14 protein-coding genes are annotated in these 13,856 nt (G+C 31.5%); all 14 read right to left on the reverse strand.

Translation table 11 applies throughout. The features are described 5' to 3' along the window. Nucleotides 1-209: 209 nt before the first annotated feature. The 14 genes from BM020_RS00220 to mcrG all read right to left on the reverse strand — a co-directional run bounded on the left by BM020_RS00220 (nucleotide 210) and on the right by mcrG (nucleotide 13,856). Entirely contained in the window at nucleotides 210-488 is a 279-nt protein-coding gene (locus BM020_RS00220) for a PRC-barrel domain-containing protein (RefSeq protein ID WP_067147675.1), read from the reverse strand. Between the two features lie 421 nt (nucleotides 489-909). Further along, the gene (locus BM020_RS00225) at nucleotides 910-1,542 is read right to left on the reverse strand and encodes an NTP transferase domain-containing protein (protein ID WP_067147678.1); all 633 of its coding nucleotides are present in this window, start codon (nucleotides 1,540-1,542) and stop codon (nucleotides 910-912) included. Nucleotides 1,543-1,723: 181 nt separating this feature from the next. Then, nucleotides 1,724-3,202, reverse strand: coding sequence for a methanogenesis marker 14 protein (locus BM020_RS00230; RefSeq protein ID WP_067147681.1), 1,479 nt, complete (start codon nucleotides 3,200-3,202; stop codon nucleotides 1,724-1,726). A gap of 837 nt (nucleotides 3,203-4,039) precedes the next feature. Further along, the gene (gene mtrH / locus BM020_RS00235; RefSeq protein WP_067147684.1) at nucleotides 4,040-4,978 is read right to left on the reverse strand and encodes a tetrahydromethanopterin S-methyltransferase subunit H; all 939 of its coding nucleotides are present in this window, start codon (nucleotides 4,976-4,978) and stop codon (nucleotides 4,040-4,042) included. Nucleotides 4,979-5,747: 769 nt separating this feature from the next. Then, a complete protein-coding gene (gene mtrH, locus BM020_RS00240) occupies nucleotides 5,748-6,680 on the reverse strand; it encodes a tetrahydromethanopterin S-methyltransferase subunit H (RefSeq protein WP_067147687.1) in 933 nt (310 codons plus the stop codon). A gap of 15 nt (nucleotides 6,681-6,695) precedes the next feature. Beyond that, nucleotides 6,696-6,944 (reverse strand): tetrahydromethanopterin S-methyltransferase subunit MtrG, encoded by a 249-nt coding sequence (mtrG, locus tag BM020_RS00245; RefSeq protein WP_067147690.1) that lies wholly within the window; start codon nucleotides 6,942-6,944, stop codon nucleotides 6,696-6,698. An 11-nt stretch (nucleotides 6,945-6,955) separates the two neighbouring features. Further along, entirely contained in the window at nucleotides 6,956-7,162 is a 207-nt protein-coding gene (locus tag BM020_RS00250; RefSeq protein WP_067147693.1) for a tetrahydromethanopterin S-methyltransferase subunit F, read from the reverse strand. Nucleotides 7,163-7,176: 14 nt separating this feature from the next. Beyond that, nucleotides 7,177-7,914, reverse strand: a complete 738-nt coding sequence (gene mtrA / locus BM020_RS00255) for a tetrahydromethanopterin S-methyltransferase subunit A (protein ID WP_067147696.1) — start codon at nucleotides 7,912-7,914, stop codon at nucleotides 7,177-7,179. Next, entirely contained in the window at nucleotides 7,915-8,232 is a 318-nt protein-coding gene (locus BM020_RS00260) for a tetrahydromethanopterin S-methyltransferase subunit B (RefSeq protein ID WP_067147699.1), read from the reverse strand. A gap of 13 nt (nucleotides 8,233-8,245) precedes the next feature. Continuing rightward, the gene (mtrC, locus tag BM020_RS00265) at nucleotides 8,246-9,064 is read right to left on the reverse strand and encodes a tetrahydromethanopterin S-methyltransferase subunit MtrC (protein ID WP_067147702.1); all 819 of its coding nucleotides are present in this window, start codon (nucleotides 9,062-9,064) and stop codon (nucleotides 8,246-8,248) included. Nucleotide 9,065: 1 nt separating this feature from the next. Beyond that, on the reverse strand, nucleotides 9,066-9,767 hold the full coding sequence (gene mtrD / locus BM020_RS00270) for a tetrahydromethanopterin S-methyltransferase subunit D (RefSeq protein WP_067147705.1): 702 nt from the start codon (nucleotides 9,765-9,767) through the stop codon (nucleotides 9,066-9,068). Between the two features lie 12 nt (nucleotides 9,768-9,779). After that, entirely contained in the window at nucleotides 9,780-10,652 is an 873-nt protein-coding gene (gene mtrE, locus BM020_RS00275) for a tetrahydromethanopterin S-methyltransferase subunit E (protein WP_067147707.1), read from the reverse strand. 783 nt (nucleotides 10,653-11,435) lie between these two features. After that, nucleotides 11,436-13,088: a coenzyme-B sulfoethylthiotransferase subunit alpha gene (gene mcrA, locus BM020_RS00280; RefSeq protein WP_067147710.1), complete on the reverse strand. Its 1,653-nt coding sequence runs from the start codon at nucleotides 13,086-13,088 to the stop codon at nucleotides 11,436-11,438. A 15-nt stretch (nucleotides 13,089-13,103) separates the two neighbouring features. Continuing rightward, nucleotides 13,104-13,856, reverse strand: coding sequence for a coenzyme-B sulfoethylthiotransferase subunit gamma (gene mcrG, locus BM020_RS00285; RefSeq protein WP_067149118.1), 753 nt, complete (start codon nucleotides 13,854-13,856; stop codon nucleotides 13,104-13,106).

The raw sequence follows: 13,856 nt of genomic DNA on the forward strand, positions 1-13,856 counted from the left end.
CATTATATAAAAACTTTTATTATGTGAAAATTTAACATTTAAAAATAAGATTTTTAAAAATTGAAAATAGTTTAATAAAAATATGATATAAAAGCTAAGTGGTAGGATTAATAACAAAAATTAGAAAAAATAGACTTAGTCAATTAAAAATAGTTAAATAAGTATAATGAAAAAATAAAAAAAAATAAAAAAAGTGAAAATTAGAAAAATTATTCAGTTACAATAATGAATTCTCCAACTTTTTCTATTTTGGTGAATGGGATTAATAATAAATCTCCTCTACGTTTAGCACCTTTTACATGAATATTACGTCCAGCTTCTACTTTTACAGCAATATCCACGATTTTACCAGTTTTTTCATTGATAATTAACTCATCAAGTACTCCTAAAATACGAGCATTATTAGTAGCTACTTGATAGCTTTTTATTTCACTCCATAATTTTTCTTCTCTTCTATGAGTATTAGGTTTAGCAACAGTATTTTCCATATTTTCACCAATAAATTAAATTTTATAAAAATGATTGAAGGCATGATTCGTGTTTAAGTTTTTTAAAAAACACTCCATTTAAAATAAATAATTTAATTTAAAAAACATTAGTTTACCTTACTATTTTTTATATTTAAAGAAATATATAAACTTATTGATATTTTTAGGAAAAATAATGAGAAAATACTAAAAAATCTATAAAATACTAAAAAACCTATAAAATATTGAAAAAGGATGAATTTAATAGAAATAATTAAATCAAGTTTTAAAAATCAGAAAGTTTTATGAAGGTAATGAAGTTAAAAAACATACCATTGTAAAAATGATAAATTTTAAAAAATTTCTAAAAATTATTTTTCTCTAAAAATGATAAAAATTATAAAAATTTCTAAAAATTATTTTTCTCTAAAAATGATAAAAATTATAAAAATTTAGTGGTTAATATAGCTATGTCAATAGTATTTATATTGAAAGCTAGCTCATACCTTGAAATAGTTAAAAATTCCTCCTCTTGAACAACATTTTCACTCCTAAGTATGTTAATTCCTGAAGGGACTTTACCATTAAATTCATAGGAATATTCTATCCCATACTCTTCAAAAATTTCAACTGGAACTAATGTAGATAATGCAGGTTTATCTTGATTTAAATAGTAAGTTAAAATTTCATCTAGTATTTCTCCATTTACTAAAGGCAAGTCTGCATTGATAAAAATTAAAATATTTTCTCTAGATTTAGATTCAAAAATTTCTAAAATATTAGAAAGATCTTCAACAAAACCCTTACCTAAAGTATCTAAATAAAATGATTTTTCTTCACTGTCATAAAAAGAATCATCAAAGCTGGAAAAATCTAAATCATTTATTAAGAAATCTTTTGTATTTTTGGCATTTGGACTAACAGCAACAACTGTTTTTTCAATTAATTTAGATTCATTAATATTATCTAAAACATGCTTAATTAATGGTTTATTATTTATTGGAAAAAGTGGTTTTTCAATATCAGCTTTTAATCTTAAACCTTTTCCACCAGCCATTACAAGAGCTATAATCATAAATACACCAATAATTAATTTATAAAAACAATACCTATAATAGAATAAAAATAAATAATGAAATAAAAATTTAAAAAATAAATAATTTAATTAAAATTCTAAAATCTTAATAAATAAAAAAACTTTAAAATTAAAAAATTCTAAAATCTAATGAATATTTTAATAAAAGATACCTGATAACTTATTTAATTGTACCTTGTGCTTGCATTCTTCTCTTAAGAATACATCTTTCTCCTTGGTTTCCGCCAAGAGGATTCTTTTGAGTTCCCATTGAATTCATACAACGAGCCATAATTGCAGAACCTAAAGCTAATCCATCCTCTACAAATACAACCCCATCGAATTTATCTTGAGCATATTCTAAAATAAGTTCTGGTTTTTTACCTGTAATACCTGCTCTGCCAGTAACCCCTAAAACAGAACCGTCAAGAATAAGATTCTCTTCAAAAGCAACATCAAGAATTCTGTAAACAATATTTGCACTTACATGGTCCATTGTTGCAAGCAATGTAGGAATTCCATCCTCTTCATAAATTTTAGCACCAATTTCTTCTAATTTATCTAATCCATCAGCATTTGTTCCAACATCAGAACCGATTAAACAAGTACCTGCTGCTTTAGCACCTGCAGCATCTAAAGGAACAGTACCAAACCTATCAATTCCTTCTGGGACCTTACAAATATTAATAAGTTCATGTACTTCCTGAGCATATTTTTTAGCCTTTTCCTGATGTTTTTTACCATCTGCTTTTTTAAGTAACTTTGAATCAAATATATCTAATGCCGCACCATTCTTTTGATCAATCTGATTAGAACCTTTAGCTAATGAATCGGAAATTACTCCTGCTAAACCTAAGAAGTTACCAACAGTACTTGCATAAGGTTCCTCTTTATTTACAATACGTCCTGCAAGAGTAGAACCAAAGTCTAAAGATACGCAAGGGTTTCTATAGTCTACATCAGTCCATTTAGCACCTAATTTAATACCTGCAGTAACAAGTTCCCCTTCCATTTCATTAGCTACAACTTCTTTACCTTTTGGAGGAACTACACTTACTACTGCTCCATCAAACATAACATTATCTAATAAAGTGTATTTTTGAAGCCTTTTAGGAAGGTGTGCAGTAGACATAGCTGGTGCCATTTTTTTATGAGAAATACCTGCATCAAGGCAACCATCAGCAAGAGCTTTAATTAATTCTCCCACTTCCTTGGTTGTAGCAAAGCCGGCAGTTACACCAGTAGACCTTACTACAAAGTCTAAATCTTCATCCATATCAACATGTGCCTTTTTAAGTGATTCTAAAACTGTATCTTTAATCATATCAGCAACAGATTCTTTAGAAAGTTCTACACCCCAAACAGTTTTACCAAATACCACTTCTCCTGCTTTAGGTTTTCTAACATCTCTTGTCATTTTAACAGTTTTATTAATTAAATAAGATTGACTGTTATTTAAATTTGTAGCCATAATAACACATTTGGTAGTGGTATTTCCTAATTCTACAGAAGCTGTTACATAATACTCATCAGGTTTAGCAACAACAGTACCCGGACCTTGAGGCCTGCTACCTGCTTTTAAAATACTTAAATCCCTTGATCTGCTTTCAGCAACAATTGGCTTAGGCCCTTTCTTAAAAAATTTATCTAAAAAAGACATATAAAATCCCCATAATCTTTATATAGTATATACTATTTTCATCAAATAATATAAATTTTGTTAAATCTTTTTTGAAATACCAAGAAATTAAAAAAAGAGCTTGTAAAAAATTCTAGGCTTAAAAATAAAAATTTATTATTTATTAATAATTAAAAACAAATTGAAGCCTATAACATTTTACATTAGCATAAACTAAATTAAGGATATATAGTTAAATTATTATCTAAATTATATTTTTATAATTTTTATCCATTATTGTTGAAACTAATAATAAATTAATCTTTGAAATTAATAATAAATTAATCTTTGAAACTAATAATAAATTAACCCTTATAAAAATATAATTATAGTTTTTAGCAAACAATTTATATAAAAAGAAGAATTAAAAATGAATTTTATATAAATTTAATGAAAAAACTGAATCTTAGACAAATTTAATACAAGTTAAAAACATGAAAAAACTGAATCTTAGACAAATTTAATAGAAGCTAAAAACTATAAAGATTTATTTATTTTCAATACATATATCTAATTGTTAGTTCCAAATATACAAATATGTCAAGTTTAATAAGAACTAAGCAAACATAGATGAAGCATAAGAATTAAATGAATTTTCATTTAATTCTTATTCGTGTTTGCTAAAATAATATTCTGGAGAAAATATTATTTTATTGTTTAGATTTGATAAATTAAACATATTTTTAGCTGAATTTAAATATGTTTAAAAAATTTTTAGGAAAATTAGTTAAAGTAATTTAAATTACTTTAACTATACAATATTATTCAAATTTGATGAAGAACAATATTATAACTTGAAACAGCCTTAAAATATGGATATTACAATAGTTTATTAAATGGATGATTTTCTACTGCCGTAGTCCCTATATCTCTTACTGCTTCAGCAATAAACATATCAGTTTGAGCTACAGCAGGAAATGCAATTTTAGCATTATCTATAGGGCCAAAAAGGACGAAATCTCCACCACACATTACTTGAACAATATTAGCGCCAATATCACAAACAGTATATGCAGTTTTATTACCCTCTTTTTTATAATCTCTTAACCAATCCCATGCAGAAGGTACATTATGAATACCAGAACCAAGAGGGTATCCCCATTTAGCTTTTTCTGCAAAAGAAGTCCTAGCTGCCACACCAGCACCTTGACCAAGAGGAGTTACAGCAGTATCCATCAAATACTTATCAATACCACAATCACTAGCAACTTCTAACAAACCTTTTTCATAAGATCCATCATCTCCATCTTCCCACATAGCTAATTTACCATTTATAGATGGATTCATTGGATTAAATCCTAAAATAATGGAAGCGGATATAGAAGTTTCTGCAAGAGCATCTAATTCTGCTTTATCTGCAGACATGTTAATAGAATTATATATTCCTCTATCATACAATCCTATTTCATCAACATATTGAGCTCCTGCAACTCTAGCATCAGCAGAGGTTGAGTCTATAAGAAAAGGATAATCACTAATTTCTCCTACAAATTCTAAATACTTAATGATAGCTTCTTCAGTTTGTCCAAAAACCTGTATTAAACATGGATTACCTGTAATATCAGCCATTTCTTCCATATCTTTAATTAAAGATTCTGCACGATCTTTATCAAAAACACCAGCCAATTCATCATCAATGATATTATGCCCACCATAGAAAATAGTACCTGCTAGAACAGTAGGATATTCACCAGGCTGACCACCTATTTTTACACCAGCAATATCAAAAACTTCTTGTTCTTTGTCAAATTTAAACATATCATTTAACCTCAAAAATTAATTTGATAATTTCTAATGTTTTATAATTTCTTCTTTAACAATTGAATTATTCAATTATGATTTATTAATTAAAAATATTATTTTATTTATTGATATAAAAAATTTATAAAATAAATTTTATAAAATAAATTTTATAAAAAATAAATTTTAATTTATTAACAATCATTATAAATATAAATTTAAAAAAATTATAAAGTTTATTTTAAAAAATATAAAATAAAATTGATTTGTTCAAAAAAGATAAAGGTTAATCAATAAAAGTTTTAAAAAAAAAGAGATTTTTAAAAAACAAAATATCAATTATTCTAAAAAAATGAACAAAAAAATTTAAATTATGGTTTAATTTAATTTATCAAATTAAAATAAAGCTTATTTTTAAAATAAATTAGAAAATATCATATAAATATTGATTGAAGTTATATATAAAGTTTATGTTAAAAATAAAAACTAATAATCAAGAATTAAAATTATAAAAAACAGCAATATAGTAATAAAAAATAAAAATAAAGTATTACTAATCTTAATAAATAAGATTATAGAATTTAAATAGAGATATAAAAATTAGAAAAATGTCTAATCAGCGAAATGAAAAATTTCAAAAAATTTCGATTAAATTTTTTTTAAATTTTGAAAAAATAGTAAAAATAAGAAAATTAATAAAAATAGTAGATTAAATAAATTTTTGAAAATTATAAAAAATTTAAAATAGATTAGATGATAAAAATCATCTAATCTTGAACCCTTTCAATTATAATAATTTGAAAAGTGGGTGTTCTTCAATAGGTTCGGTACCAATATCTTTTGCTGCTTCAGCAATCATGATATCAGCCATACCACATGCAGGGAATGCAAGTCTTGAGTTTTCGATAGGACCGAAAAGAACGAAGTCTCCACCAGCCATTTGCTGTACGATATTAGAACCTATGTCACAAACAGGCCATGCCTCTGTGTGTTCTTTTTTATATTGTCTTAACCAATCCCATGCAGAAGGTACGTTGTGAATACCGGAACCTACAGGGTATCCCCATTTAGCTTTTACAGCATAGGAAGTTCTTACTGCAGGACCTGCACCTTGACCTAAAGGAGTTACTGCTACATCCATCCATGGTTTTGTAATTCCACATCTTTCTGCCATTTCAAGAATACCTTCATCAATAACACTTCCACCAGATTCCCAGATTTCGAGTTTACCTGCTACACCTGGAGACATTGGGTTGAAACCTAAGAGAATAGATGCATCAATGTCAGAGTTAGCAACAGCTTCAATCTCAGCAGCTTCAGCTGCCATACTTAAGGAGTTGTATACAGCTCTTTCAGCTAATCCTACTTCTTGTACATATTCTACACCTGCAATTTTTGCAGCTGCAGCAGTTGAGTCAATGAGGAAAGGTTTGTCACAGACATCTCCTACAAATTCTAAGTATTTAACCATAGCATCTGCAGTAGCACCGAAAGTTTGTACAACACAAGGGTTTCCAGTAACATCAGACATTTCTTCCATTGTTCTAATTAATCCTTCAGCAGCGTCTTTATCAAAGTCACCTGCTTTTTCATCACTAATAATTTTGTGTCCGCCATAGAAAATAGTTCCTGCTAAAACGGTAGGGTATTCTCCAGGTTGTCCTCCCATTTTAACTCCAGCTATATCAACGACGAGTTGTTCTTTATCAAATCTAAACATTTATAATCCTCCAATTTAGATTAATCCTGTAAGTATAGATTGCATTGCGCCTACAATTCCAAATTCAATAGATACAATCAAAATTACAAGACCTAAAATTATACCATATAAAATACCAATATCTCTACCGTTTTGTTGACCTAAACGTTGGAAATATTCTCCAACAGCAAATTCTACTTTTTCTTCAGCTTCATCTAATTTTTGAGTTGCAGCTGACATATCATCGGCAGATACAATAATTTGAGGTACTGATTCTTCAGACATTTATAACACCTCTATAATCCACATAATTTAGCTAAATATGGAATAACAACTGCTAAACAGATAGCAATTCCAAGACCAATAGCCATTCCAGAAAATCTGGTACTGATTACTCCAGCAAATAATCTTCCTTCTCTACCTATGAGTTTAGAACGGTATTCTATATTACTAGAAGTATTCCTAATTCCACGAGTGTTTGGTTTGTTAGAAAATTTAACCATAATAAGACCTCCAGTTATATACCTGCTAAAGGTGCCATTAATAATATGAAACCAATTACTAAAGTAAATACTAATCCAATCATAATACCTTGGACTTTACCTGCATAGTTACCTGCCATATTTCTTTGTACAGCACCAACTAATTTTATTTGAGTATCGATGTTTCTTAATCTTGCTTCAATTAATGCAGTTTCTGAGGAAATAGGGCGAATTTCTTCACCATCATCTTCATCATCATCTCCTTCAGATACTTCAATAACCATAGCATCTTCTTCAAAAGCACCAGGATCTTTTTCTATACATTCTTTAACTTTAGAAGTGATTGCTCCACCATCTTCATTATCAATCATATCAACAAGTTCTACTTGTTGTTGGAACCTTTCTACACCCTCCATAGGAATATTTTCTACAAATGGAATAGCACCAGTAGCTCCAGTGATTTTCTTCTTCTCAGGGTCGCAACCATTTTCATGTAATGCTTGGAAACTTTGACCAGTAATGTGACCTTGTACTTCAGCACCACAAAGAACTAAAAATCTGATGTTTGGGTTTGAAATAATGTTTGCTACAACTTTTTCAATACCAAGGTTTTCAGTTTTACAAGGACCAGCAATAGCAGCACCAGCAGCAGCTGGAATATCTTCATTGTGAGAAGCTAAAGTAGTTACAGCAACAGGACTTTCAGGGTCCCCAACAACATAATCCCCACTAACAACAGGCCAAGTGTCAGAAGTAGGTTTTTTATCTACCATCTATAAAACCCCCATAGCCATTAATAAAGGCATTGCTGCCATAATAAGGAATAACCCTATAATAAACCCATAAACCATGTTGGTTAATTTACCTGCAATAACAAAGTTACCTTCTCTTCCAGGAAATGAACCTAATGGTGCTGAATTAGGATCTAAGGAATTCATTAATTCATCAGCAGCTGCTTCAACTTTTGCGATTTCTCCATTTATTTCATCCATTGAAATAATAATTAAATCTCCACCACCTGCTCCGAGAATACCGGAGTCAGGATCAAGATTTAAGTTTAATTCAGGAACAAATTGTACTAATGGTAACATTCATACATCCTCCTTATTCCTCAACTTTTGGCCATAAACCAGCCCATTTAACAGATGCAGCTGCTTCATATGAAGCATCAACAAACATTTTAAATGAGATGTACCATCCTATAAGTCCAACAATTAAAATTGCAAACCATCCGTATCCTCCAACAAAAATAGCGAGAATACCAGTGATAATCATTGATAAGAATGCAGTAGATGCACCACATTTAAGAGTCCTAACTTGATTTTCGTTAGGTCCTAAACATGCATTGAATGGGTGTTGGATAGCCATAGTAGTTAATATATAAAATACAGCAATAAATCCAGGAGCTACAACAAGGTTTAAGATTCCCTCAATAGCATATCCGCCTGCAATAGCGGAAGAGAATCCAAGTACAGCTAAAGCTGCAGCACCAGCGATTTCAGCAGTACATCTTTCCATAACAGGTATTTTCATTCCAACAATTTTTTTAGCTACAATAGCAACTATTAAACCAATAATCATAGCAAATATTAATGCAAGTATAGGTCCTGCTATTTCCAATCCAGTTAAGTTAAGTGCAGCAATAATACCTACACCAGCTAAAGCACCAGTTACACCAATACCTAAAGACATGTAACCGATAGAAGGTACACCAGTACCTAAACCGTAACTTGCAACACTACGAACAGCAATTACTCCCCAAAGAATAGCACATACAGCACCAAGACAAGAGAGAACTGGTCCAATAATAGGGTCAATACCTGATAAGTAAATACCGATTAATCCACCGATAATACCAATTGCTAATATTACATTAGCATCTACAGCACCTTCTGCAGGTGCTCCACTTCCTCCAGCAGACATCTTAAATACCTCCAATCATTAAAACAATGAAAATTGCAGCTACAAGAGAAACAATAGCACAAGCGAGGATTCCAGTAGGGAGTCTTTTGAATTTAGGATCTACGAAACCTTCAATAGTACCTCCAATGTTATAGGAAGCAGTTACTGAATTGATAAAGAACATAGCTACAGAGAGTATAGCTGCTAATCCAGCGATTACAGCAGGGCCATATCCAATTAAATTAGTAGATGCAAAGTTATAAAGTGCCCAGTAAACTAATCCTCCACCAGCACCACCAAGTAAACCTCCGATGATACCACTTACAAAACAAACAGTAGGAATACCGTGTCCTTCAGTACCTGGAGTTTTATATTTTTCTTGGTTCCAACCAGTGATTGGGTCAACTGCAGCTTTACCAGATGCTGGTACTACACCAACACCGAAAATATAAATAAAGTTACCAATAAGCATAGTGATACCCATCATTAACATTGAACCAACTGCACCTGCTAATACGATTAACCATACTGGTTGTCCTGACATAGAAGCTGCGGTAATGAGTCCAGTTAATCCTGCACCAGCTGCTAACATTGCGGTACCAGTTCCTACACCGGTAGCGGTAGCCATAGCTGCAGGAGCACCACCTACAGGAATGAAGTGTACACCTCCACCCATAATAATACCTGCAATTACAACACATATAATAAACAAAATAAGATCCATAATGTAACCTCCTTATTCCTCATATGGTCCGAATTTTTCTCTTGCAGACTTTTCAAGTAAGTAGTTACCAGTGATTAATAAGATAACAATGATAATACCTACGAATTGTCCTCCAATAGCTCCGAATACAATAGTAATCCAAAAACTAATGAAAACAATGAGTCCGAAACAGAATCCTGTTAAAGGTCCACCATATTTAGCACAGAAATTACCTACATCGATAGAGTTTTTAGCACCGAGAGGAGCTTTAGTTACAATATCCCCTTGAATAGCTACAGGAGTACCTCCTCCATAATCGAATTTTTGGTATTCGCTTTCTGCACCGTAATGAACATCCCCAGTGGATGATCCGATTGCACCAATAGTAATTCCCCAAAGTACAGCGAGTAATGGTAATGGGAATGGGTGTCCAAGTCCGTCTAATGGAAGGGTCATTAAGTAAGCCATCCCTACAATACCAAAACTAGCTATAAAACCATGAGCTGCGATAGGGCCTAAGGATTGAGTTAATACATCCATAAATAATGGTTGTTCAAATTGAGATTGACCAACAATCCTTCCCATGTGTGATGTGACTGTATAAATTGCGTGAACAAGAGCAGCAACAGTGGAACCCATTGCTATAGCTACTATAGGTATAATACCCATACTAATAGCAAGGTATGCAATAGCACCAGAGATACCACACCAGCACCCATATGCTACAGGCTCCCCAGAAGCTGCCTTATTTATCATACGGTGTAAATGTCCCATTTGTGGAGCAAGTTGAACTTGTGAGTTAGGGTTACTTTGTGAACCGATGTCAGACTCTAAGTCCTCTGCAGCACCAGCGATAGTTGCTGCTGCACCCATTAATGCGACTACACCTAATGTAATAGGGTCCATATTTTCTTTTCCTCCTTAAGTTTTATTAAATTTAAATTATTTAATAAATTGTTATGTGATTAAATTTCCATCTTTAATCACAATTAGACATATTCTGCTCAAATATAAAACCATAAAGACATAAAATAAAAATGGACTAAATAATGGACTAAAGCAAAATTTAGACCATTTTTAGAACATCTAAATGATTTTATACTTTATGATTATACTTCAAAACTTAAACAAATATTTTATAAATCAAATAAGCCAATGAAGAAACCACTCAGCTTTTAATCTAGCTAGATTAAATCCTTAAAGTGTTAAGAATGAAATATTTGATGAATAAATCTAAAAATCTTAATAATTAAACCTGAATAACTAATAAGATAAACCACTAATTTTTTCAAGTTTACTTTAATTAAAATAAACTTAAAATTAATTAATTTACAGACAGTTAACTGCCTATATTCTATAATTTTTTTAAAACACTATATATAAGTTTTACTAAATAATCTCAAATTTTATCAAATATTTTTAGCATTACCTAATTTTTTAAGCTAACTATCAAAAATAATTGATAACAAGTCAATTTATTTTAAGAATGATTTTTATAAAGAGATTAATTTTTTTTAAATATCCTCAAATAAAATATATTTTATTATATTCAAAATCAATTGATAAAAAATCCATTCTACTTTATACAAACTAATTTCTTATTGAAAAAAATAAATAAGGTAAAACATTAAATTCCTAAGAATATAATGTTAAAAACCTTATTTATTAAAATTCCCATTTAAACCAAACTTATTTTGCTGGAATGATGATAGATCTTTCACCTGCAGGTTCGAATTCTCTTAAAGCACCTTTAGCAAATTCTGCTCTTACTTTAGTGAAGTCGAATGCTAAGTTTTTATCAGCAAATGCAATTTTTACAAGAGGGTTAACTGCATAAGCATCTTTACGAGCACTGTGAGGTGCTTGTGCAATACCTGCGTACTCACCTTGGTGACCAACATTCATTGCATAGTTAGGATAGTTAGGTCCTCTTAATTCAAGTGGTAAACCTTCGTCGTTTCTAATAGCGAATACGTTAGCTGCACCACATTGGTCTTGTAAGTCGTAACCATAGAATCCTAATCTGGAATGTTGTTCTTTGTGTAAGTATTGTGCTAAGTACCATGCAGATAAACCAGTTTGTGCATTACCTGTTGCAAATGCAGTGGAAATACCGGAAGCTGCGGAAATAACAGCAGCTCTTTGAGAACCACCGAAGTGGGTTTCAAGTAAAGCTGGGTATTCTTCGTATTGTTCTAAGGAGTAGAATGCTACTTCAGAACCTACATCAAGAACAGTGTCCATGTTGTTTGGAGCTTCACATAATCCACCGTATTTGTCTTCTACATAATCTTTACCGAAGTAAGAGAAGTCATCTAATACATTATCAGTATATGCTGCGGTAGCATATTGAGTAAATCCTACACCACCAGACATGTAAGATCCTAACCAAATTTGGTCGTATAAAGCAGCACCTAAAGCTACTACTTCTAATGAGGATTTTACAGGGTCATCAGATACTCTGGTAGCTTGACAGATATCTGCCATAAATCCGAATGGAACACCACCAAGTTCGTTATCTGCTCTTGCTCTTCTGATAGGTAAGTAAGTACCCATACCAATAACTTCTGCGTGTTTAGATGCGTAAGCAAAGTCACCAGTAGCTCCTTCACCTGCACATTGACCGTATGCAGAAATCATTGACATACCAATTTGCATTGCAGACCATCTAGAGGTAGTACCACCATCACAAACTCTACCTACAACAGATGGAATTCTTACTATTTGCCAAATTGCTCCCCCTACTTCAGATTTTAAAACTTCAGCTTGTTCTTCTGGGAACTCTTTGTTAATATCTAATACAAATGCAGCATCTATTTCATCTGCTAAGTCATCATCACCAGTAAAGATTTTTACATAGGAATCTTCTACTAATAGTGGGTTGGTTTCTACCATATGTTCTTGAATAACAGCTGCACCAGGCATAGCGTGGTTTACAACTTCTAAGTAGTTGGTAATGGTTTCAGGAGTTACTTCCATACCTAATCTTTTTTCAAGTACATTGTGAGCAGTGTTTAAACCTACAATTACAGTTCTTCTAATATCGTCCCAAGCTTGTTGCATTGCTGCGTTGTTGATAAAGTGTAAGTCATCACCTTCAACAAAAGTGTCAGTACCAGATAATTGGTAGGACATTAAAGCTCTTTGTCCAAGAGGGTTACCAATATCTGGGTTGTACATTGGAATTCCTCTTTTCTCAGCGATTGATTTACCTTCGTTTACAAACTCAGTTTTTCTTTCAGATTGAGTCCAACCACCCATATTATAGAAGGTAGTAGTTCTTTCATCTGGAGCTTCTTTGAATTTTTTAGTCATTGCATCTAAGAATTTTTTATCAGCCATTTTAATAAACCTCCCCTATAATTCTGGGTTGTAACCAAAATTAGATCTGGTGACGTGTATTTGATATAATACATCTACAGCGTCTTTATCCTCTCTGTAAGCTTCACCATCAATTCTGTAAATAGTGGTTTTTGTTCTGAGAGTTTCTTCATCTAATGGTTCACCTAATACAACAGGTTCATCTAATTCACGACCAATTTGGTCTTTTACCATTTCAATTTTACCAGTTTCTTTGTTGAATACTTGTCTTCTAAGCATGTCAAACATTAAACCGTTTTCATCGAGTCTTAAAGAGTGACCGTGTACACCTGCACCTCTGATACCAGAAGTTGCTGGATCGTAGTATTCGTTTTCTATTAATTCTTTAGAAATACGTTCTACATCTCTTTCACGAGCTTCGATAATTTGTCTACCGGATAAAGTACCAGTATCAATACCTCTGTATCTGTAAAGGTAAGATCTTGCTCTTAAGTAAGGTTGAGCTGGAGCAAAGTACATGGAGTCAGCGAATTGAATATATCTTACTCTGTCCCCTGCTTTTGCACCTGCAATAGGTTCTACGATTTCTCTAATAATGTCATCAGGTTCGTCCATCTCATCGAGTGGTGGGTGAACAGATTTATATTCTTCACCTGGAGCTCTGTGACCTAAAATTTTTACTACATCTTCATCAGATATTTCTCTTAAAACTTCTAATTCCACATCTGGGTTAGTGAATTTTCTTCTGTTTTCAGCTACCTGAGAAGTTCCTGGATAATATTGTGCCAT

The organism is Methanobrevibacter olleyae (genome assembly GCF_900114585.1).
GTDB classification, from domain to species: domain Archaea; phylum Methanobacteriota; class Methanobacteria; order Methanobacteriales; family Methanobacteriaceae; genus Methanobrevibacter; species Methanobrevibacter olleyae.

Coding starts and splice junctions, on each gene's coding strand:
- mtrG (WP_067147690.1), bottom strand. CDS start 6,944: ATGTCTGAAGAATCAGTACCTCAAATTATTGTATCTGCCGATGATATG.
- mcrA (WP_067147710.1), bottom strand. CDS start 13,088: ATGGCTGATAAAAAATTCTTAGATGCAATGACTAAAAAATTCAAAGAA.
- BM020_RS00250 (WP_067147693.1), bottom strand. CDS start 7,162: ATGGTTAAATTTTCTAACAAACCAAACACTCGTGGAATTAGGAATACT.
- mtrA (WP_067147696.1), bottom strand. CDS start 7,914: ATGGTAGATAAAAAACCTACTTCTGACACTTGGCCTGTTGTTAGTGGG.
- mtrH (WP_067147687.1), bottom strand. CDS start 6,680: ATGTTTAGATTTGATAAAGAACAACTCGTCGTTGATATAGCTGGAGTT.
- mtrD (WP_067147705.1), bottom strand. CDS start 9,767: ATGGATCTTATTTTGTTTATTATATGTGTTGTAATTGCAGGTATTATT.
- BM020_RS00220 (WP_067147675.1), bottom strand. CDS start 488: ATGGAAAATACTGTTGCTAAACCTAATACTCATAGAAGAGAAGAAAAA.
- mtrE (WP_067147707.1), bottom strand. CDS start 10,652: ATGGACCCTATTACATTAGGTGTAGTCGCATTAATGGGTGCAGCAGCA.
- mcrG (WP_067149118.1), bottom strand. CDS start 13,856: ATGGCACAATATTATCCAGGAACTTCTCAGGTAGCTGAAAACAGAAGA.
- BM020_RS00260 (WP_067147699.1), bottom strand. CDS start 8,232: ATGTTACCATTAGTACAATTTGTTCCTGAATTAAACTTAAATCTTGAT.
- BM020_RS00225 (WP_067147678.1), bottom strand. CDS start 1,542: ATGATTATAGCTCTTGTAATGGCTGGTGGAAAAGGTTTAAGATTAAAA.
- BM020_RS00230 (WP_067147681.1), bottom strand. CDS start 3,202: ATGTCTTTTTTAGATAAATTTTTTAAGAAAGGGCCTAAGCCAATTGTT.
- mtrC (WP_067147702.1), bottom strand. CDS start 9,064: ATGTCTGCTGGAGGAAGTGGAGCACCTGCAGAAGGTGCTGTAGATGCT.
- mtrH (WP_067147684.1), bottom strand. CDS start 4,978: ATGTTTAAATTTGACAAAGAACAAGAAGTTTTTGATATTGCTGGTGTA.